This window comes from Kibdelosporangium aridum, assembly GCF_900176515.1.
Classification (GTDB): domain Bacteria; phylum Actinomycetota; class Actinomycetes; order Mycobacteriales; family Pseudonocardiaceae; genus Kibdelosporangium; species Kibdelosporangium aridum.
In genome coordinates, this window is the sequence record NZ_FWXV01000005.1 from 319,922 (window position 1) to 339,872 (window position 19,951).

The 19,951-nt window shown below is 66.0% G+C and carries 20 protein-coding genes; 15 read left to right on the forward strand and 5 right to left on the reverse strand.

Translation table 11 applies throughout. From position 1 onward, the window contains the following. Positions 1-15: 15 nt before the first annotated feature. From B9C43_RS28775 to B9C43_RS28785, 3 genes are read right to left on the reverse strand one after another with little or no spacing between them, the layout of a single operon-like run. Positions 16-843: an enoyl-CoA hydratase family protein gene (locus tag B9C43_RS28775; protein WP_143446653.1), complete on the reverse strand. Its 828-nt coding sequence runs from the start codon at positions 841-843 to the stop codon at positions 16-18. Continuing rightward, a complete protein-coding gene (locus tag B9C43_RS28780) occupies positions 840-2,321 on the reverse strand; it encodes a benzoate-CoA ligase family protein (RefSeq protein ID WP_084430092.1) in 1,482 nt (493 codons plus the stop codon). Before B9C43_RS28780 ends, B9C43_RS28775 begins: the two co-directional genes overlap by 4 nt. Beyond that, the gene (locus B9C43_RS28785; protein WP_033382783.1) at positions 2,321-3,052 is read right to left on the reverse strand and encodes a creatininase family protein; all 732 of its coding nucleotides are present in this window, start codon (positions 3,050-3,052) and stop codon (positions 2,321-2,323) included. Before B9C43_RS28785 ends, B9C43_RS28780 begins: the two co-directional genes overlap by 1 nt. Before the next feature lie 50 nt (positions 3,053-3,102). On the opposite strand from B9C43_RS28785, the gene B9C43_RS28790 reads away from it, so the two are divergent. From B9C43_RS28790 to B9C43_RS28800, 3 genes are read left to right on the forward strand one after another with little or no spacing between them, the layout of a single operon-like run. After that, on the forward strand, positions 3,103-3,903 hold the full coding sequence (locus B9C43_RS28790) for a PaaX family transcriptional regulator (RefSeq protein WP_033382784.1): 801 nt from the start codon (positions 3,103-3,105) through the stop codon (positions 3,901-3,903). Then, positions 3,900-4,688, forward strand: a complete 789-nt coding sequence (locus B9C43_RS28795) for a tryptophan 2,3-dioxygenase (protein WP_033382785.1) — start codon at positions 3,900-3,902, stop codon at positions 4,686-4,688. Before B9C43_RS28790 ends, B9C43_RS28795 begins: the two co-directional genes overlap by 4 nt. 2 nt (positions 4,689-4,690) lie before the next feature. Continuing rightward, positions 4,691-5,860 (forward strand): kynureninase/PvdN C-terminal domain-containing protein, encoded by a 1,170-nt coding sequence (locus B9C43_RS28800; RefSeq protein ID WP_084430093.1) that lies wholly within the window; start codon positions 4,691-4,693, stop codon positions 5,858-5,860. A gap of 3 nt (positions 5,861-5,863) precedes the next feature. On the opposite strand, the gene B9C43_RS28805 is transcribed toward B9C43_RS28800, so the two are convergent. Then, positions 5,864-7,117, reverse strand: coding sequence for a PucR-like N-terminal domain-containing protein (locus B9C43_RS28805; RefSeq protein WP_235038887.1), 1,254 nt, complete (start codon positions 7,115-7,117; stop codon positions 5,864-5,866). Between the two features lie 453 nt (positions 7,118-7,570). On the opposite strand from B9C43_RS28805, the gene B9C43_RS28810 reads away from it, so the two are divergent. From B9C43_RS28810 to B9C43_RS28865, 12 genes are all read left to right on the forward strand, one after another. Then, the gene (locus B9C43_RS28810; RefSeq protein WP_143446654.1) at positions 7,571-8,734 is read left to right on the forward strand and encodes a DUF6801 domain-containing protein; all 1,164 of its coding nucleotides are present in this window, start codon (positions 7,571-7,573) and stop codon (positions 8,732-8,734) included. Positions 8,735-8,846: 112 nt separating this feature from the next. Continuing rightward, entirely contained in the window at positions 8,847-10,142 is a 1,296-nt protein-coding gene (locus tag B9C43_RS28815; RefSeq protein WP_143446655.1) for a DUF6801 domain-containing protein, read from the forward strand. 4 nt (positions 10,143-10,146) lie between these two features. After that, positions 10,147-10,935 (forward strand): MlaE family ABC transporter permease, encoded by a 789-nt coding sequence (locus B9C43_RS28820; protein WP_051895319.1) that lies wholly within the window; start codon positions 10,147-10,149, stop codon positions 10,933-10,935. Positions 10,936-10,937: 2 nt separating this feature from the next. After that, positions 10,938-11,750 carry an MlaE family ABC transporter permease gene (locus B9C43_RS28825; protein ID WP_084430097.1) on the forward strand — a complete coding sequence of 271 codons (813 nt, stop codon included), beginning with the start codon at positions 10,938-10,940 and terminating at the stop codon, positions 11,748-11,750. After that, positions 11,747-12,931: an MCE family protein gene (locus tag B9C43_RS28830; RefSeq protein WP_143446656.1), complete on the forward strand. Its 1,185-nt coding sequence runs from the start codon at positions 11,747-11,749 to the stop codon at positions 12,929-12,931. Before B9C43_RS28825 ends, B9C43_RS28830 begins: the two co-directional genes overlap by 4 nt. Beyond that, a complete protein-coding gene (locus tag B9C43_RS28835; protein ID WP_084430098.1) occupies positions 12,928-13,941 on the forward strand; it encodes an MCE family protein in 1,014 nt (337 codons plus the stop codon). The genes B9C43_RS28830 and B9C43_RS28835 overlap by 4 nt, the downstream gene beginning before the upstream one ends. Then, the gene (locus tag B9C43_RS28840; RefSeq protein ID WP_084430099.1) at positions 13,938-14,924 is read left to right on the forward strand and encodes an MCE family protein; all 987 of its coding nucleotides are present in this window, start codon (positions 13,938-13,940) and stop codon (positions 14,922-14,924) included. Before B9C43_RS28835 ends, B9C43_RS28840 begins: the two co-directional genes overlap by 4 nt. Next, positions 14,921-15,919, forward strand: coding sequence for an MCE family protein (locus B9C43_RS28845; RefSeq protein WP_084430393.1), 999 nt, complete (start codon positions 14,921-14,923; stop codon positions 15,917-15,919). Before B9C43_RS28840 ends, B9C43_RS28845 begins: the two co-directional genes overlap by 4 nt. Then, a complete protein-coding gene (locus B9C43_RS28850; RefSeq protein ID WP_084430100.1) occupies positions 15,919-16,953 on the forward strand; it encodes an MCE family protein in 1,035 nt (344 codons plus the stop codon). Before B9C43_RS28845 ends, B9C43_RS28850 begins: the two co-directional genes overlap by 1 nt. Further along, positions 16,953-18,143, forward strand: a complete 1,191-nt coding sequence (locus B9C43_RS28855) for an MlaD family protein (RefSeq protein ID WP_084430101.1) — start codon at positions 16,953-16,955, stop codon at positions 18,141-18,143. Before B9C43_RS28850 ends, B9C43_RS28855 begins: the two co-directional genes overlap by 1 nt. Further along, entirely contained in the window at positions 18,140-18,625 is a 486-nt protein-coding gene (locus B9C43_RS28860; protein WP_084430102.1) for a hypothetical protein, read from the forward strand. Before B9C43_RS28855 ends, B9C43_RS28860 begins: the two co-directional genes overlap by 4 nt. Beyond that, on the forward strand, positions 18,622-19,248 hold the full coding sequence (locus B9C43_RS28865; RefSeq protein WP_084430103.1) for a hypothetical protein: 627 nt from the start codon (positions 18,622-18,624) through the stop codon (positions 19,246-19,248). The genes B9C43_RS28860 and B9C43_RS28865 overlap by 4 nt, the downstream gene beginning before the upstream one ends. A gap of 47 nt (positions 19,249-19,295) precedes the next feature. Here B9C43_RS28865 and B9C43_RS28870 read toward each other — a convergent pair whose 3' ends face one another. Further along, the gene (locus B9C43_RS28870) at positions 19,296-19,883 is read right to left on the reverse strand and encodes a hypothetical protein (protein WP_084430104.1); all 588 of its coding nucleotides are present in this window, start codon (positions 19,881-19,883) and stop codon (positions 19,296-19,298) included. Between the last annotated feature and the right edge of the window lie 68 nt (positions 19,884-19,951).

Sequence of the window (19,951 nt, forward strand, 5' to 3'; positions counted from 1 at the left end):
GCCGGTGCGGGACGGTCAGCGGCCGGTCCAGCGGGGTTTGCGGCCCGCGGTCCACGCGGCGTAGAACTCGGCGTGGTCCTCGGACTTCATCAGCAGTGCCTGGGTGATGGCTTCCAGTTCGATCGACGAGCCGAGGTCCATGTCGAGTTCCCGGGTGAGCAGGACCTTCGTGGTCGAGTACGCCAGCGCCGGGCCCGAAGCCAGCCTCGTGGCCAGCGCGGATGTCTCGTCGGCGAGTGCTGAGTCCTCGACGACCTTGGTGGCCAGGCCGATCCCCAACGCGGTCGAAGCGTCTACCTTGTCGCCCAACAGCAGCAACTCGGTAGCCCGGCCGAGGCCGACAAGGCGAGGCAGGAGATACGCCGAACCCATGTCGGCGCCGGCTAGGCCGACTTTGGTGAACAGGAAGGCAAAGGACGCCGACGAGGCAAGCAACCGGAAGTCGCTGGCGAGGGCGATCACTGAGCCCGCGCCCGCGGCGATGCCGTTGACGGCCGCGATCACGGGCAGGGGGCACTCGCGCAACGCTTTCACGACCGCGCCGGTCATCCGGGTGAATTCGAGCAGCTGCGCGGGTTCCATTTTCTGCAGTTCGCCGATGATCTCCTCGACGTCACCGCCCGAACAGAAACCCCTGCCCTCACCGGTGATCACGAGCACGCGGGCGTCACCCCGGTGCGGTAGTTCGGTGATCAGATCACGCAAGTCGGCGTACACGTCGAAGGTCAGCGCGTTCAGCTTGTCGGGACGGGAGAACTTCACCGTCGCCACGCCGTCCGCCACCGAGAAGTCGAAGTGTTCCCATGACGACGTGATCCCCGCGGATGCCCGGAAGACCATCAGTTCGCTCCTTTCAGGGCACGGCGATCCAGCTTGCCCGAGGCGGTTTTCGGCAGCGCGGACACGAATCGCACGTCCCGCGGGTACTTGTGCGGCGCGAGCCGCGCCCGGACGAAGTCCTGCAGCTCAGTGCCGGAGACCTCGGACGAGACAACAACAAACGCGCGCGGCCGGGTCAATCCGTCCTCTTGATACCCGACCACCGCGCACTCGAGCACCGCCTCGTGGGACAGCAGGCAGTTCTCGATCTCCGCCGGTGCCACCCACACCCCGCCGACCTTCAACAGGTCGTCCGCCCGGCCTTGGTAGTAGAAGAAGCCGTCGGCGTCGCGCGTCACGAGGTCGCCCGACCGGACCGTGTGCGCACGCGGGAAAGTCTCGGCGGACTTCTCCGGTGCCTGCCAGTATTCCAAGGCCACTGTTTCGCCGGTGATCTCCAGCCGTCCGACTTCGCCGTCGGGCACGGGCACACCGTCCAGATCCACCACCTGTGCCTGGTAGCCCGGCACGACCTGGCCGAGACTGCCTTGCCGGGACTGCCCTGGCCGGTTCGACAGGTAGATGTGGTACGCCTCCGACGACCCGATCCCGTCGACGACCTCCACGCCGAACGTGTCCATCCAGCGCCGGTACAGCTCGCCAGGCAGTGCCTCACCGGCCGAAGTGCACAGCCGCAGCGAGCTGAAGTCCTGTTCGGACGCCGCGGGATGGGACACCATCGCACTCATCATGGTCGGCACGTTCACCAGGATGGTCGGCCGGTGTTCGGCGATGAGCTCGAACAGCTTCTCGACCGTGGTTCGCTCCGGGAACACGATTCCAGCCGCGCCGACGCCGAAGGGGAACAACGCGGTGAGATCCCTGGCGTACCCGAAGAACAACTTCGGCACGGGCAGAACGATGTCGGACGGCTGAATGTCCAGCACGCCCTGGGCGTACCACGAGAAGCTCAACAGAGGGCTTCGCGCGGTCAGGACGCACGCCTTGGGCGCACCTGTACTCCCAGTGGTGAACTTCCAGATCGCCACGTCGTCCTTCGTGGTCGGCGCTGCCTCCAAAGTAGACGGCTGGCGGCCGAACACCGGATCGTCCAGTGAGACCAGGTTGGGCGCACCGGCTTCGCGGAGCTTGTCGGCAGTCGTGGCGTCCGCCAGCACAACCGCGGGCGAAACGTAGTCCACGTAGTACTTGTAGTCCTTGACCTGAAGGAACGTGTACACCTCGGCCGTGATCGCGCCGATCTTCTGCGCGCCATACCAAGCGGCCACGAAGTCCACGCTGTCGCTCAGCGCGAGCAGGACGCGATCACCTTGGCGCACACCGAGTTCCAGCAGGGCGTTGCCCATCTGGTTGACCCGCGCCGCCAACTCGCCGTACGTCACCGGGCCGGAAGCCGTCAGCAAAGCCGTGCGTTCGCCTGGGTTGCGGTCGACGAAGTACGAAGCGATGTTGAACGACGAAGGAATGTCCGAGTACCGCATCAGACCTCCCCGATCAGTTCGAGGACCATCTCCACGAGCACCGCGTAGGTCTGCTCGCCTTCCTCGGCGGTGGCTGAAGCAGGTGAGCCGCAGTACGCCTGATCCATCCCCATCGCCATGAAGTCCTTGTGCCCGGCGGACATCGCGGCGGGCAGGTCGACGTGCAGCGGGGGCAGCGACGCCATCCGTTCCTGGTCGACCAGGTCGGGACGGTCAGCGAGCACCAATGAGGTCTCGTACTGCCCGGCGTGGCACGAACCGGACTGGAACTCGGGTGTCAGACGGGCCGCGTTCGCCCTGCGGACAAGATCGAGGTATCCCACGCCGGCAGCCGCTGTCGCCCGGCGCAAAGTCGCCACATGCTCCGGCTCGAAGTGGTTGTTCACCACGATGATGTCCACGAAACCCTGCTTGGTCAGCGACGAGCACACGTCCGTGACGATCGCGTACAGCGTGTCCTCGCTGACGTGCACAGCGCCAGGGAAAGCCGATGCGTACCGGGTGACGCCGTAGGGAAGAGGCGGCAGGATCAGCGCCCGGATCGACGGATGGCCGGCCAGCCGCCGAGCCACTCGTTCGCAGACGCCGATCGAGATCATCGGGTCGGTGTCCAGTGGCGCATGCGGGCCGTGTGGCTCGATTGCGCCAACCGGCAGCAGCAGGACAGGCCGTCGCGGTGCCGTCAACAGCCCGGCGACCTGCGGTGAGGTCAGCTCGGCGAAGTAGAGCACCCGCGAAACATTACGGTTGACCCCGCTGATGAGTCAACTATGCTCGCGGCATGCCCGAGGCCCCGCAGGACCTGGTGATGACGCTGCTCGGCGCGCACCTGCGCCCGCGCGACCGCCAGGCATGGTCGGGCGGCCTGGTCGAACTGCTCGGCGACTTCGGGTTCTCCGAAGGCGCGGCCAGGGTGGCGCTGACCAGACTGGTCCGCCGCGAGCTGCTGGCCAAGGTGAAAGACGGCCGCCTCGTGCACTACACCGTCACACCCCGCAGCGCGGCCGTGTTCGAAGAGGGCGACACCCGCATCTTCGCGCTCGGCCGGGGTGACGACGACGAGCTGACGCAGTGGACGGTGCTGTGGCACGCGATCCCCGAAGACCAGAAAGTCGCCAGGACAAGGCTGGTGCGCAGGCTGCGGTTCCTCGGCTTCGGCCCGGTCCAGGACGGTACGTGGATCGCGCCACGCGACCGGGAACGCGAGGTCACGGCCCTGCTCAAGGACCAGGGCGTGGAGAAGCACGCCGGGCTGATGCTCGGCAGGCCGGCCGGTTCACTTGACTTCAGCACGTTCGTCGGCCGGGTGTGGGACTTCGACGAACTGGCCGCCCGGTACCGCGCGTTCGTCGAGGAGTTCAGCGGGCACGATCCCGGCACGCTGTCCGGCCGGGCCGCTTTGCTGCTGCGCACCAAGATGACGCATCAGTTCCGGCAGTTCCCGTTCCTCGACCCGGACCTGCCCGCGCGTCTGATGACGCCACCGGCTCACCGCGCGCAAGCCGTGCGGTTGTTCCATGATCTCTACACAGCGCTGGCCCCCGCGGCGATGCGCCATTTCGACGAGGTGATGCAGCCTTGACCGAGCACAACGCCGCCCTGACGTACTCCTCCTACCTGGCGCTCGACGAGATCCTCGGCGCGCAGAAGCCGCGGTCGGACGAGCACGACGAGATGCTGTTCATCGTCATCCACCAGGTCTACGAGCTCTGGTTCAAACAGCTGCTGCACGAATTCGGCCGCGCGCAGCAGGTCCTGTCCAACGGCGAGACCGCGCACGCACTGCACACACTGCGCCGGGCACTGACGATCCTCAAGGTCGTGGTGGCCCAGATCGACGTGCTCGAGACGATGACACCGCGCCAGTTCACCAGCTTCCGTGAGCGGCTCGACGCGTCAAGCGGGTTCCAGTCCGCGCAGTTCCGTGAGGTCGAGGCAGTGCTCGGGCGCAGGGATACGCGGGTGTTCAAACACTATCCGCCGGGTGAGCAACGTGACCGGATCGAGGCGGCGATGAACCGTCCGTCCCTTTTCGACTCTTTCCTGACTTACCTTTCGCTGCACGACTACGATGTGCCAAGCAAGTGCTTGCACCGGGACGTCTCGGCACCGGTGGAGCCGTCCAAGGACCTGCAACAGGTTCTCTTGCGGGTCTACCAGGACGACACGGGCCCGGCGCAGGTCTGTGAGCGGCTCGTGGACTTGGACGAGGGCCTGCAGGAATGGCGGTACCGGCACGTGAAGATGGTCGAGCGGGTGATCGGGCACAAGGTGGGCACCGGCGGCTCGGCCGGCGCGGCGTATCTGAAGACCACGCTGTTCACCCCGATGTTCCCGGACCTGTGGGAAGTTCGGAGCGAGCTGTGACCATGGAGGCGGGCACCGACCAGTCGGCGAGACTCGCGCCGCACTACTCCAACTTCGGTGTGTCCCACCGGTTGCTGTTGTCCGGGCACTCCCACCAGGCCTGGCCGGACGTCGCGATGGAAGGCATCGCCGAGGCCTTCGACGATGCCGCGCAACAGGTCGACGAGAAGTGGAACCGCGCTTTCGTCAAAGCAGAGCGGTTGCGCAACGGGTTCCGGGTGTTCCTCGGCGAGCCGGACGCGGAGATAGCGTTGGCGCCCAACACCCACGAGCTCGTGCTCCGCTTCCTGTCCTGTTTGGACCTTCGAGCCAGGCCGCGACTGATCACGTCGGACGGTGAGTTCCACACCCTGCGCAGGCAACTGGCCAGGCTCGCCGAGGAAGGCCTTGATGTCGTCCGGTTGCCCGCGGCACCGGCGGACACGTTGGCCGAGCGGATGGCCGACGCGCTGGACGACCGGACGAGCGCGGTGCTCGTGTCGGCTGTCCTGTTCGAAACGTCCAGAATCGTGCCTGGGCTGGACTTCCTGGCCGAGGAGTGCCGGCTGCGCGGCGTCGAGTTGCTTGTGGACGCTTACCACGCGCTCGGCCCGGTGCCGTTCTCCACCGCCGGAATCCCCAACGCGTGGGTGGTCGGTGGCGGCTACAAGTACCTCCAGCTCGGTGAGGGCAACTGCTTCATGCGGCTGCCACGGCACGCCGACACCTTCCGGCCGGTGATCACGGGGTGGTACGCGGAGTTCGCCGAACTGGCCGATCACCACGACGGGCTGGTGGGCTACCCGCTTGGCAGCGCCAGGTTCGCGGGTTCGACCTACGACCCGACCAGCCATTACCGGGGTGCGCGGGTGTTCGACTTCTTCGCCGAGCACGGCCTGACCCCGGACCTGTTGCGCAAGGTCGCGTTGCACCAGGTCGGCCTGCTGGCGTCGTTGTTCGACCAGATCGGCGCGCCGGACGACATGATCACCCGCGATCGCGCGCCGGGTGAGAACTTCGGCGGGTTTCTGTCCCTGCGCACGCCGCACGCGCAGCGGCTGCAGGCACAGCTCACCGAACGAGGCGTGCTGACCGACGCCCGCGGCGACTATCTGCGGTTCGGGCCGGCTCCCTATCTGTCCGACAGGCAGCTGGAGGCCGCGATGGACGTGCTGGCCAGGCTGGTCACGTAGGAATCACGGGGATCCGAGCAACCGCATGGCCCGCAGCGAGATCTCCATCCGGAACCGGTCGTCGGGATCGGTCAGCCGGTCACCGAACAGCGCTTCCAGCTGGTGCAGCCGGTAGCGCACGGTCTGCGGGTGCACGTTCAGCCTGCCCGCGATCTCCGGCGCGCTGCCGCTGGTCTCCAGCCAGGCCAGGAGCGTCTCGCTGAGCCGGGCGCGCTGCTTGACAGTCAGGTCCGCCAGCGGTTTCAACGCCCGCTCGGCCAGTTCGCGGGCCAGGAACTCGTCGGTGAGCAGCCACAACGTCGACAGGTGGTCCTCGCACCAGATCACCGGCTCGTCCGGGATCAGCTCGCGGTGCACGTACGACAGCGCCCGCCTGGCCAGCCGCAACGAAGTCGGGGCATCGGCGAGTTTCACCCGGGGACCGACCACAGCGCGCCATCCGGGCAGGTGGTCCCGCAGGGTGTGCAGATGGTCGTGGCCGGCCGCCATCAGCAGGCACGGCTCGGCAGCGTCGAAGTCATCGAGGACGCCTTCGTCGAACGACGGGACATCGGGATCGTCTTCGCGGCGTTCCATCGCGACAACGACGACGTGATCCGGAACGGTCCAGCCCGCGGTGGCGGCGAGCTCGGTGAGAGTCTGGGCGGCGACAGGGGTTTCCGACAGCAGGAGTTCCAGCAGGCGTCTGCGTCTGCGTTCGAGCGCGCCTGCCGCCTTGGCCTGCGCGGCCGCGAAGCCTTCGAGCGACAGCACGGAAATCTCGTCGACGTAGTCGAACACCGCCTCGGCGAGCTGGCAGATCGTCACCGTCGGCAGGTTGACCGACTGGCCGAACTCGGCGATCCGGCGCCACGCCACCCGCGCGCCGATCCGGTACGCGCTTTGCAACGTGTCGATGTTGCGGCCTTGTGCGACTTCGAGTTTGCCCAGATGCCGGAAGATCTTGGCGCGGTCCTCGCGGGGCGCCGACGGATCGGCTAGCCGGTCGATGAACTGGGCGATCGTCTCCTCGACGCCCCCGGTCACGATCGGGCCGAAGGGCCCTTCGAGCAGCCGGGCGTACTCCGGGATGGATCGCCGGATTTCCTGCACGACAGCCACCGCGACGTCGGCCGCGCGTGGCCGGAACATGCTCGCCAGCTCACGCGGGAGGGTGGACCAGATCCGGGTGGACGCCGCCGCCGAGCGTGGCGGCACTAAGGACTCGAGGCGTGGCGGAGGAACGGTGGTCGTCCGGCGGGCACTCGACTCGGTCACGGCGACATCCTTGTGAGCGTTAACAGAAACCTGTCGTATCATCGTGCATATCGCTCAATACTTATAACCCGCGCACTATATTTTGACGGAACCTTTGCTGTCAACGGGTCACCGGACGTTACGGCAGGTCGTGAAGGCTATTCGGGTTAACCCTCTCGGGGTTATCACGTGGGTGACAACTTCTGCCCATGTGGCTGTCTTCCGGCCGACAAGTGTGGTCTGAACGGCCGGTATCGGTTTACTCCTGAGTCGATCGCGCGCAGCGCCGTGACAACCGGGTTCGGGGGTTTTCGCAATGCGATGACAAGTTTCCACGCCCCGCTCGTCTTATGTGACAACCACTTGTTACCCGCGAGTCTCTGGAAGTAACCTACTCGGCGGTAGGTCTGCCGTGTGAATCCAACCCACCTGTTCTCGCTGCCCTGTGAGGCGAGAGCCCGAGGAGGTAGGTAAATGAAGTCACGGTTTTCCGGGAGACGCGGTGCCGCCGTGGTCGCCGTCGCCGTAATGGCCGCCGGAGGGTTCGTGGCCAGCGCGCAAGCGGCGACTCCGCTAGGTGATGTGACCAAGGACCTCACCTATCGATGTGCCTTCCCGCTGGTCGGACAGCAGGACGTCAATGCGACCGTGAATATCACGATCCCTGACACAGGCACGACCGGCACCCGTATCGTCAATGGTGATCTGAAGATCACGGCGACCTTGAGCGCCAATATCGTGAACGCGTTGCGTGCGTTCCAGACGGCCACCACCGAAGGAACGGCTGTCGCGGATGTGGACGCCGCATACGACAGCAAAAACATGACGCTTGGAATTCCTGGACTGAAAATCGCAAAACAGACCGTGCCGCCGTCCGGCACGATGCCTGTCGACATTTCTGGACCGGTTCCGAGCCTGATCGTATACAAAGCAGGCGGCGTCAGCCTGGCCGCGGGCGCTGTATTCACTGCCAAAGTCGACACCCGCAAAGCGGACGGAACGCCCACCGCACTCGGTGTTCTGAACGTCCCGTGCTCGGTGAAGGCGACCACGCCGCCGCAGGACCGGTCGCTGGCGACAATCGCAGTCAGCGGCAGTGACGTCCCCCCGCCCGTTCCCGGCACGCCACCGTCGCAGCCCATTGACAAGTCCTTGACGTACAACTGCGTGTTCCCCGAGACCGGAGCGGTGGACGTGGCGGGACGGATCACCGGCACGATCCCGGCGACGGGCACGGTCAACAACCGGGTCCAGCCGTCCCTGTCGGTCACCGCGACACTGCCCACTTCGGTCGTTGACGTGCTGCGGAACAACAGCGCGGCAACGGTTTCCGGCAAGGGCGTCGCCGACGCGGACAACGCCTACAACGGAACGTCCATCACTGTGGGGATCCCGGGACCGGTTCCGTCGGTGAACGTGCCCGCCTCCGGTGAACTGACCGCGACGTTGGCGCCCGCGGTGCCCAGTGTGACCGTCGGCGCGCCCGGAACGGTCACGATCAGTGCGGGCCAGCAGCTCAACGGCACCTTCACGCCGCTGAAGGCGGACGGCACGCCGACCGCACTCGGCACTTTCGATGTTCCGTGCACGCTGAACGCCGGGCAGGACCCGACGCTCGGCGCGATCGCTTTCAGCTGACCACCTCGGCGGCGTGACCACTCAGGGCACGGGGTGGTCACGCCGCCCATCCTCAGGAGCCGCCACGTTGTCGCACCGTAAGCGCGTAGCACTCGCCATATCGCTGGCGGCGGTGACTCTCGCTGTGCCTGCCGCGGCAGGTTCCGCCCAGCCCACTTCGAATTCCCACGTGGTCAAGGCGATCCGCGGCACGTGCGACATCGAGCCGATCGGCAAGCAAGCGGTCACTGCCGAGCTGGCGATGACCTTGCCCGCGTCGGTCCCGGCCGGCACTCCGGTCCGAGCCAAGGACGTCAAGCTCAAGGTCTTGTTCTCGGCACAGACCGTGCAAGCGTTCAAGGACAAGCAGATCACCAGCTTCGAAGGGGCGCTTGGCGTCCAGCTCAAGGCGAACGACAAGCAGTTCCCCAGCCGAGGACCGCTGGAAAGGACCGCGGTGCCCGAGACCGGCGAGCTGACCGTCGAATTGCCCCTGAAGTCCACTGTGGAAGTCCCCACTCCACAGCCCGGCAAGGTCGTCTTCACCGTCGGCCCGTTGGAAATGCTGCTGGCCCAGGTCAAGGCACTGCAGGAACCGACGGGTGAGGCGACCCCGGTCGCCTGTGTGCCGGACGAAGGCCAGGACACGGCCCTCGGCACGGTCCGGGTGCTGGACCCGGTATCGACAAAGGTGCCGGCGAAGCCTTCCCCGACAGTCTCCTCCTCGACATCCGCCCCGGCGCAGTCGTCCTCGTCTCATGCCGCTCCACCGCCGAAGGAGCGGAAGAAACAGCAGGCAGAACCGGAGCCGTGCCAGACCATCCCGCCGGACGCGTACAACTTCTGGTCCTACTACGACCTGTCCGGCCATGCCGAGGTGCGGAAACTCAAGTCCGGTATCGACTTCGGGCCCGGCTACCTCAGTGCGCAGCTGTTCTTCTGGTTCGAGAACGAAATCGCCTGCGGCGCGGTCTTCGGTGATCTGCTGTGGCCACCGGCCAGTGGCTCGTTCGTGGCCTTCGGGTTCATGCCGACAACCGCTGTGGTCACGGTGGTTCCTGTCGAGCGGGCGGAAGGCCGGTTGCAGGACGGCATCTTCACCGGCACCGCCAAGGTCCACTTGGTGCTCAGCAACGTCAAGGTGAACGGGACTCCGCTGCCGGTCGGCCCGAAATGCCAGACGGCAGAACCTGTCGTGATGCCGCTGAAGTCCGTGCCGGGGGAGTGGGACGTGTTCGCGGGCGGCACGATCGAGACCGACGTGACGATTCCGCCGTTCCAGGGGTGTTTCGGCACGGAGAACCTGGATCCGCTGTTCACCGGGCTGATCTCCGGCCCCGGCAACCACGTCAAGCTGAAGTTCGGCGAGATCCACTTCTGCGAACCGCCGGACAAGCCGTGTGTCCCGCCGCTGCCGGGAAGGCGGTGAGCAGGTGACCACACCGCAGTTCGCCGCCCGAGGCCTGGCCGGTCTCCGGGAAGTCGGCAAGCTCTGCTCGCTCGGCCTCGACGTGTTCCGGCTGACCTTCCGGCGGCCGTTCCAAGTGCGCGAGTTCGTCCAGCAGTGCTGGTTCATCGTCTCGGTGACGATCCTGCCCGCGGCACTGGTCGCGATCCCGTTCGGTGGCGTGATCGCGTTGCAGCTCGGGTCGTTGACCAGGCAGATCGGCGCGCAGTCGTTCACCGGGTCGGCGAGTGTGCTCGCGGTGATCCAGCAGGCCAGCCCGATCATCACGGCGTTGCTGATCGCGGGCGCGGGTGGCTCGGCGATGTGCGCGGATCTCGGCTCGCGCAAGATCCGCGAGGAAATCGACGCGATGGAAGCGCTGGCTGTCTCGCCGATCCACCGGCTGGTGGTCCCCAGGGTGTACGCGGCGATCGTGATCTGCGTGCTGCTCAACGGCATGGTCAGCGTGGTCGGCGTGCTCGGCGGGTACTTCTTCAACGTCATCCTGCAAGGCGGCACCCCGGGCGCCTATCTGGCCACGTTCTCCGCGCTGGCGCAGCTGCCGGACCTGTGGATCAGTGAGATCAAGGCCGTGCTGTTCGGGTTCGTGGCCGGCGTGGTCGCGGCATACCGCGGGCTCAACCCGAAGGGCGGCCCGAAAGGCGTCGGCGACGCGGTCAACCAGGCCGTGGTGATCACGTTCCTGCTGCTGTTCTTCCTCAACTTCGTGCTGACCACCATTTACCTGCAGGTCGTTCCGCGGAAGGGGCTGTAGCGATGGTGATGGAGCGGCAGCTCGACCAGTTCGGCAAGCTCGGCGACCAGCTTTCTTTCTACGTCAAGGCATTGCTGTGGATCCCGCGGGCGTCCCGCCGGTACATCAGGGAGATCGTCCGGCTGCTGTCCGAGGTCAGCTTCGGCACAGGCGCGCTCGCGGTGATCGGCGGGACCATCGGCGTGATGGTCGGCATGTCCGTGTTCACCGGCACAGTCGTGGGCCTGCAAGGGTTCTCGGCGTTGAACCAGGTCGGCACGTCGGCCTTCGCCGGGTTCCTGTCGGCGTACTTCAACACGCGGGAAATCGCGCCACTTGTCGCGGGGCTCGCGCTGTCAGCCACCGTCGGCGCGGGCTTCACCGCGCAACTCGGCGCGATGCGGATCTCCGAGGAGATCGACGCCCTGGAGACGATGGGGGTACCGAGCCTTCCGTACCTCGTCACATGCCGCGTGATCGCTGGATTTATCGCGATCATTCCGCTGTACGTGATCGGCCTGCTGACCTCCTACCTGGCCGCGCGCACGATCACGGTCGAGTTCTACGAGCAGTCGGCCGGTACCTATGACCACTACTTCACGCTGTTCCTGCCGCCCGAGGACGTCATCTGGTCGTTCGTCAAGGTGATCATCTTCAGCGTCGCGGTCATCCTGGCGCACTGCTACTACGGCTACCGCGCCACCGGCGGACCCGCGGGCGTCGGCATGGCAGTCGGCCGCGCGGTGCGCTGGTCGATCGTGGCGATCAGCATCCTCGACTTCTTCCTGAGCCTGGCGATCTGGGGCACGGAGACGACAGTGAGGATCGCCGGATGACCGAGGAGCGCTACCAGAAGACCAGCATGCGCTTGCTGGGGCTGGTGTACGTCGTGATCGTCGCCGCGTTCCTCAGTTTGACAGTCGCGATCTACACCGACGCCTTCGCTGACGACCCGACTGTCACCCTGCGTACGACCCAAGTGGGCAACCAGATGCAGGCCGATGCCGACGTGAAGTTGCGTGGCATCAACGTGGGCAGGGTCGTGTCGGTGGAAACCCGCGGCGACGGAGCCGTTCTCTCGCTGGCGATGAACCCGGCCACGATCGACCGGATACCCGCCAACGTCACCGCCCGGCTGTTGCCGAAGACGCTGTTCGGCGAACGGTACGTGAGTCTGACGCTGCCTGAGCGGCCGAACGGCAAGCTGGCGACGGGTGACGTGATCGCCCATGACAGCTCAGCCGCCGGCGTGGAGATGGAACGGGTGCTGAACAACCTGTTGCCGTTGTTGCAGTCCGTTCGCCCGGAGAAGCTCGCCGAGATGCTGACCGTGTTGTCGCAGGCACTGGACGGACGCGGCGAGAAGCTCGGCGACACGCTGGTCCAAGTCGGACAGTACGTCGGTGAGCTGAACCCGAAGCTGCCGCAGATCAAGGACGACATCAGCCGGTTCGCCTCGGTCGCGGACACCTACAACGCCGCGGCGAGCGACTTCCTGTCCGCACTGTCCGACTTCACCGTGACCAGCAAGACCATTGTGGACCAACGCACCTCGTTGCTGAGCCTCTACAACACCGCGGGCACGGCGAGCGCCGACCTGACAGCGTTCCTGTCGGCGAACCAGAACACGATCATTTCACTGGCCGACACCAGCCGGGGAACCTTGGAGCTGCTGGCGAAGTACGCGCCGTCGTATGCGTGCATGCTGACGGCCGTCGCGAATTTCAAGCCCAGGGTGGACAAGGCGTTCGCCAATGGCGGATTGCGCGTCAAGTTGAAAGTCGTGCCTGGCCGAGGTCCGTACGTGCCCGGCCGTGACGATCCGGTGTACAAGGACAAGCCGGGGCCGCGGTGTGCCGGGCCCGAGGCGCCCAAGTTCCGGCCGGCCGGGATCGAGCCGTTGCCGAATTCGCCCGCTGAGCAGGAGATGCTGACCGCTCTGACCGGGGACATGCCCGCGTGGGGCAGCTTGCTCGTCGGTCCGCTGTATCGCGGGGCGGAGGTGACCGTGGAATGAGAAGCCTCTTCGCGCCGCTGGTCAAGCTGATCCTGTTCGCCGTCGTGACGGTCACGTCGACCGGATTGCTGGGACTGACCATCGCGAACGTCGACTTGCGACCGTCTTCGGAGTACTCGGCACGGTTCGAGGACGTGACCTCGTTGTCGGTCGGTGACGACGTCCGGATCGCGGGTGTCCGTGTCGGGCAGGTGGAAACCATTGACCTGGTGGACAAACGGGTCGCCCGGGTGGCGTTCACGGTGGACGCCCGCCGCAAGCTGCCGGTCTCGGTGAAAGCGGCCATCAAGTACCGCAACATGATCGGTCAACGATACATCTCGTTGGAGCGTGGCGTTGATCCGCTTGACCAAGTGCTCGCTCCCGGCGCGGAGATCCCGTTGGACCGGACCAAGTCCGCGCTGGACCTGACGGTGTTGTTCAACGGCTTCAAGCCGCTGTTCCAAGCCCTGTCGCCGCAGGACGTGAACACGCTGTCGCACGAGATCATCCAGGTCCTTCAGGGCGAAGGCGGGACAGTGGAGAACCTGTTGCGGCACACCGCCTCGCTGACGTCCACATTGGCGGAGAAGGACAAGGTGATCGGCGAGGTGATCGGCAACCTCAACCAGGTACTGGACACCGTGAACACCCACAGCGACCAGCTCGGTGGCCTGATCACCACGCTGCAGCAGTTCGTGACCGGGTTCGCCAAGGACCGTGAACCCATCGGCGCGGCGATTTCCTCTTTGGACGAACTGGCCGGTGCGACCGCCGGACTGGTCGACGAAAGCCGCGCGCCGCTGAAGGAGAGCATCACGGCGCTCGGTCAGGTGTCCAAGAACCTGGCGGACAACGACAAGATCGTCGACACCGCGTTGCGGAACCTGCCGGTGAAGATGGAGAGCATCGGCCGGACCGTCAGCTACGGGTCGTGGCTGAACACCTTCCTGTGTTCGGCGGAGGCCGGGACTCCGGCCCCGATGCCGTTCGCGGGTATCCCTGTCACGCAGCCGAGGTGCAAGCCATGAGGTCGTTCCAAGAACGAAATCAAGTAATGGTCGGCTCGATCAGCCTGGTCGTGCTGACCCTGGTCGGCCTGATGGCGTTCTACTCGGACGAACTGCCGATCATCGGTGGCGGCACGACGTACACGGCCGACTTCAGCGAGGCGGCCGGGCTGATCTCCGGGACCGAGGTGCGGGCCGCGGGCGTGAAGATCGGGACGGTCAAAGAGGTCGGCCTGGACGGCGATCACGTCCGGGTCCGGTTCCGGGTGAAGGACGCGTGGATCGGTGACCAGAGCAGGGTCGAGATCCGGATCAAGACGCTGCTCGGCTCGAAGTACCTGGCCGTTGACCCGCAAGGCAGCGCGCAACAGGATCCGGGCACGCCGATCCCGATGAGCCGCACGACCGCGCCGTACGACATCAACCAGGTCTTCGACCAGCTGGCGAACACCGTCACCGAGATCGACACGAACAAGCTGGCCGGCGCGCTCGGAGTGCTCGCCGACACGTTCGCCGACTCCCCGCAGGAGATCCGGTCGGCCCTGCAAGGGCTTTCGGCGCTGTCGAAGACGATCTCCACGCGTGACCAGGAGCTGGCGACGCTGTTCGCGAACACCCACGAGATCAGCCGGACGTTCGCCGACCGCAACGCCGATGTGGAAAAGCTCCTGCGGGACGGCGAATTGCTGCTTGCCGAGATCCACAAACGACGTGACTCGATCAGTTCGCTGCTCGCCGGGACGCGTGAGCTCGCAACGCAGTTGTCCGGTTTGGTCGCAGACAACACCGACAGGCTGCGTCCGGCTTTGGCACAGCTGGATCGCGTGAACGCGGTGCTGCAACGCAATCGGGACAACCTCAACCGCAGCCTTCAGCTGGCTGGGCCGTACTACCGGTTGCTCGGCAACGCGGGCGGGAACGGCCGGTGGATGGACATGTACGTGTGCGGCCTGATCACGCCGCCGGACCCGGCCGACTGCATGCCACCGAGGAGGCCGCGATGAATCGGGGGCTGCGCGCGATCACTGTGTTGTCGGTTGTCGCGCTGGCTTTGACCGCCGTGACGTACTTGGTGTTCCGGCCTTCCGGCGGGTTACGTGTGACGGCATACTTCTCGTCGGCTGTTGGGTTGTACGAAGGGTCGACTGTCCGCGTCCTGGGTGTGCCGGTCGGTACGGTCGACTCTGTCGTTCCGGCCGGGCGGCTCGTGCGCGTGGAACTGTCGGTGGACTCCGCGCGTGCTATCCCGGCGTCGGCCTCGGCTGTCGTGGTCGCACCGAGCCTGGTCAGCGACCGGTTCGTGCAGCTGTCGCCCGTTTACGCGGGCGGCGCCCGGATGTCGAGCGGTGCCGTGATCCCGGTCGAGCGCACGGTCACCCCGGTCGAACTGGACGAGCTGTACAAGAGCCTCAGCCAGTTGTCGATCGCACTGGGGCCGGACGGCGCGAACTCCAAGGGTGAGCTGTCGCGGCTGCTGGACGTGATGGCGGCGAACACCAAGGGCAACGGCGCCCTGATCGGCGAGACGATCAAGCAGTTCGCCGACGCCTCGCGGACATTGGCTGCCGCCAAGGACCAGCTGTTCGGCACGGTCGACGGACTCCAGCAGTTCACATCGATGCTGGCGCGCAACGACAACACGGTTGTCCGGTTCACCAACCAGTTGCGTGACGTCTCGGCGTCGCTGGCCGCCTCCCGTGCCGATCTCGGCGGTGCGTTGGCTGAACTAGCGGTTGCTTTGGAACAGGTCCGTGGGTTCGTCAAGGACAACCGCGCGGCGCTGAAGTCCAACGTGGACAAGCTGACCGACATCACCCGGGTCCTCGTGGACCAACGGAAATCGTTGGCCGAGGCGTTGGATGTCGCGCCGAACGCCGTGATGAACCTGTCCAACGCGATGGACCCGGCGACCGGGGCGCTTGAAGCCCGGGCGAACTTGTTGGAGTTCTACGATCCCGCCGGCCCGCCGCTGCCGCTGCCTCCGATGGGAGCCCGCTGATGCGTGTCTTCGTCTTGGCTTTGGTGCTGCTGGTGGCGGGTTGCGGGGCGGGCGGGTTCAACGGGGTCTACAACCTGCCGCTGCCCGGCGGCGCCGACATCGGCGATCACCCGTACCGGGTGCGGGTGCAGTTCACCGACGTCCTGGACCTGGTGCCACAAGCAGGGGTGAAGGTCAACGATGTGCCGGTCGGCCGAGTCGACCAGATCGACGTGGCCCCCGACGGCTGGACCGCCGAAGTCGTGCTGCTGGTGAACGGCGACATCGCGTTGCCCGCCAACGCCCGGGCCTCGGTCCGGCAGTCCAGCCTGCTCGGCGAGAAGTTCGTCGAACTGCGCGCACCTGACGCACCGACCGGAAGACTCGTCGACTCCGACGTGATCCCCGTCGACCGGACAAACCGCAACGCCGAAATCGAAGAGGTCTTCGGTGCGTTGTCGCTGTTGCTCAACGGCGGCGGCGTCGGCCAATTCCAGCAAATCGCCCGCGAGGTCAACAACGCGCTGTCCGGCAACGAGGCCGGGCTCCGGGCACTGTTGTCCAACATGGACCAGTTCATCGCCGAGCTGGACAACCACCGCTCGGAGATCACCCGTGCGCTGACCAGCTTGAACCGGCTCGCGGCGACCGTGGCTTCGCAGCGTGGCCGGATCAGCGGTGTTCTTCAGGACTTGGGTCCCGGCATCGACGTGCTGACCCAGCAACGGGAACAACTCGTCGGTCTGCTCAAATCGCTGGACAACTTGTCGAAGGTCGCGGTGTCGACGATCAACAAGTCCCGGGACGACATCGTCGCCGACTTGAAGGCGCTGGAACCGACGTTGCGAGCGTTGGCTTCGGCAGGGGAGAAGCTGCCGCAGTCGTTCGAGTTGCTGCTGACGTATCCGTTCACGGACACCGCGGCACAGGCGATCAAGGGCGACTACCTGAACGTGTTCATCGGACTGGCACCGCCACCGGCCGCGGACCCCGACGCACCGGTTGTCCCGCTCCGACCGATGGACCCACCGGTGCTTACCTCGGGAGGCCGCTGATGCTGACCCGGCGGATCAAGGTGCAGGTGGCCATCTTCGTGGTGATCGCCTTGGTGGGCGTGAGCTACGTCGGCGCCAGCTACGCGGGCCTCGACCAGTTCTTCGGCGGCAGGGGCATGCTCGTCACCGCCAGGATGCCGGAGTCCGGTGGTCTGTTCACCAATTCCGAGGTCACCTACCGGGGCGTGCGCGTCGGCCGTGTCGGGCCGATGCACCTGACTGACGACGGGATCGAAGCCGAACTGCGCCTCGAGCCCGGTGCACCCGACATCCCGGCGGATCTCGTTGCGGTGGTGGCCAACAGGTCCGCGGTCGGTGAGCAGTACATCGATCTCAGACCTCGTCGCGATGATGGGCCGTATCTTGAGAACGGGTCGGTGATCACGGGTGTGCACCTGCCGATGCCCGTGCAGGCTGTTCTTTCCGATTTGGACAGTCTGGTCGCGTCGGTGCCGATCGAGTCGCTGCAGACCGTCGTGGACGAGATGAGCGACGCGTTCCGTGGCCGGGGCACCGACTTGCAGACCCTGCTGGACAACCAAGGTGAGTTCGTTCGGACAGCCACACAGTTTTTGCCGCAGACCCACCAGTTGATCGACGACGGCGGCGCTGTTCTGCTGACCCAGCAGGAGCTTTCGTCGTCGATCAAGGGGTTCAGCGAGGACGCGCGCCTTTTGGCCGAACAGCTCAAGAAGTCCGACGGCGACCTTCGTAAACTGATCAAGGCGACGCCTGAGGTGTCCGCTGAGGTCAGCGGGCTACTCAGGGAATCCGGTACGGGCATTGGCGTCATACTCGCGAACCTGCTGACGCCCGCGCAGATCTTCGCCACCCGTGGCGACGCGTTCGAGCAGTTGCTGGGCACGTATCCCAAGGCCATCGGCGACGGGTATCGGGTGATCGGGCCGGACGGGTCGACGAACATGGCCCTGGTCCTCAACTTCAACAACCCGCCGCCCTGCCGTGCCGGTTACGAAAGCACGGAATACCGGCCAGGCAAGGATGTCAGTCCGGCGCCGTTCAACACCAACGCCCGGTGTACGTTGCCGCGCGGCAACCCGAGTTCGGTGCGTGGATCACAGAACGTCCCCAAAGGCGGCCCGGTTCCGGGTGAGCCGGCGATCGTCGGGCTGGCGCCCGTGCCGCAAGGCCCGAAAACCCTGACCGAGGTTCTTGGAGGTGGCCGGTGAAGGTATTCGCCATCGTCCTGGTGGTCGCGGCCGCCGCGTTCGCCGGGTGGTTCGGCTGGCAGTGGCTGCGTGCCAGCGACAGCGCCGAAGCGTACGCCGAAACCAGGCAGGAGGTGCTGCGGGTCGGCGAGCAGGGCATCGCCAATCTGACCACTTTGGACCACCAGCGGATCGACGACGGCCTGGACCGCTGGCTCGAGTCCTCGACCGGGACGCTGCGCGACAGCCTGCTGCAGAGCCGGGACGACAGCCGCAAACGGCTCGAGGAAGGCAAGTCCACGACGGTCGGCAAGGTCGTCGACGCCGCCGTGACCGAGCTCGACCAGGAGAACGCACAGGTCATCGCGGCCGTCGAGGTCACGGTTACGCCGGCGGGCAGCGAGCCGGTGGTCAAGCGCAACAGGTTCGAGGCCGGGCTGAGCCGCACCGACTCCGGCTGGAAGCTCAGTTCGCTGCGAGCAGTGGAGGTGGGGACATCATGACTGTCAAACAACGACCGGTTCGCAAGCCCAAGGTCGCCGGGCACAACCGCCGCCGCCCCACAGTCGCCGACCCTCACGACGAGCCCCAGGTCGAATCTCAGGTCGAGCCCGCCGTGGAGTCGGAAAACCCGGAGGAGACGCACACCGAGGTGCGCCCCAAGTTCCCCCGAGTCCTCGTGATCGCCGCGGCGGTGTTGGTCGGCGCGGGCGTGTTCTTCCTGGTCAAAGCACAGTCCGTGGACACCGGCGTGGACACCAAGGCGATGACCGAGGTCAACGGCCAGGTCAAGGCGGGCCTGGAGAAGATCTTCTCCTTCAGCTACGACAACGTCGACGCGACCGGGGCACACGACGTGCTGGCCGGGCAGGCCGTCGGAGAGTACGACAAGCTGATCGAACAGGTCCGCGCGCAGGCCCCGGCGCAGAAGCTGGTGCTCGCGACCAGGGTGACGACCACCGGCGTGAAGTCGATCGACGGCGACAAAGCCGAACTGCTCGTGTTCCTCGACCAGGTCGCCACCCGTGTCGACACCGGCAAGACCAACGGCAGCGCGGCCGCGTTGAGCGTTACCGCGCACAAGCAGGACGGTGTCTGGAAAATCGTTTCGCTGATCCCGAGGTAAAGCCTCGTGGGCGTCGTCGGGGGACGTCCACGAGGCTTTTCTTCACCCTACCACTTGATGGCGAGGGTGAGTCCGAGTGTATTTCCGGGACCCGGGATGAGGCCGTTCAAAATCCCGGTCGAAAGGCCGCAGTCGGTGAATTCCGGAATGGTGTACGGGGCGGCGGTGAGTTCGCCGCCTTCCAGCGGGTTGAAGCCCGGTTCGGAGACCAGGTCGATGGACGCGGGCTTGGCTGTACGGCAGTTGTCGCCGACGAACAGCGGGAACCCGATCGCCTTGACGTCGGTCAGCCGGATGACCACGTCGGAGTGCGCGGTGACCGCGCCGTCGGTCAGCGTCCCGGTCACCTTGCCGACCTGCTGCATGGTCACGGTCGCGGTGGTCGGGAAGACGCCGAAGATCTTGAAGCTGCCCTGCGACGGCGGCAGTTGCATGTCCGCGGTGAACCGGCCGGTCGCCCCTTCCAGGTCGACGACGAGCGAGCCGGGCCCCAGCGGCAGGGTCGCGTTCAGTTTCTTGATGGTCGACGAGCCTTTGGTGATGTCGTAGGTGAAGACGGGATCCGCGGCGGCGGTACCGGCACCGAGCAATGTGGCGGTCAACGCGATAGCGCCGATGAGGACGGGTCTGAGCATGGGTCGATCTCCTTGTCGAAAATCGCACTCCTCAGGTTCGTGAAATCAAACCTACTCGCGAGTACATT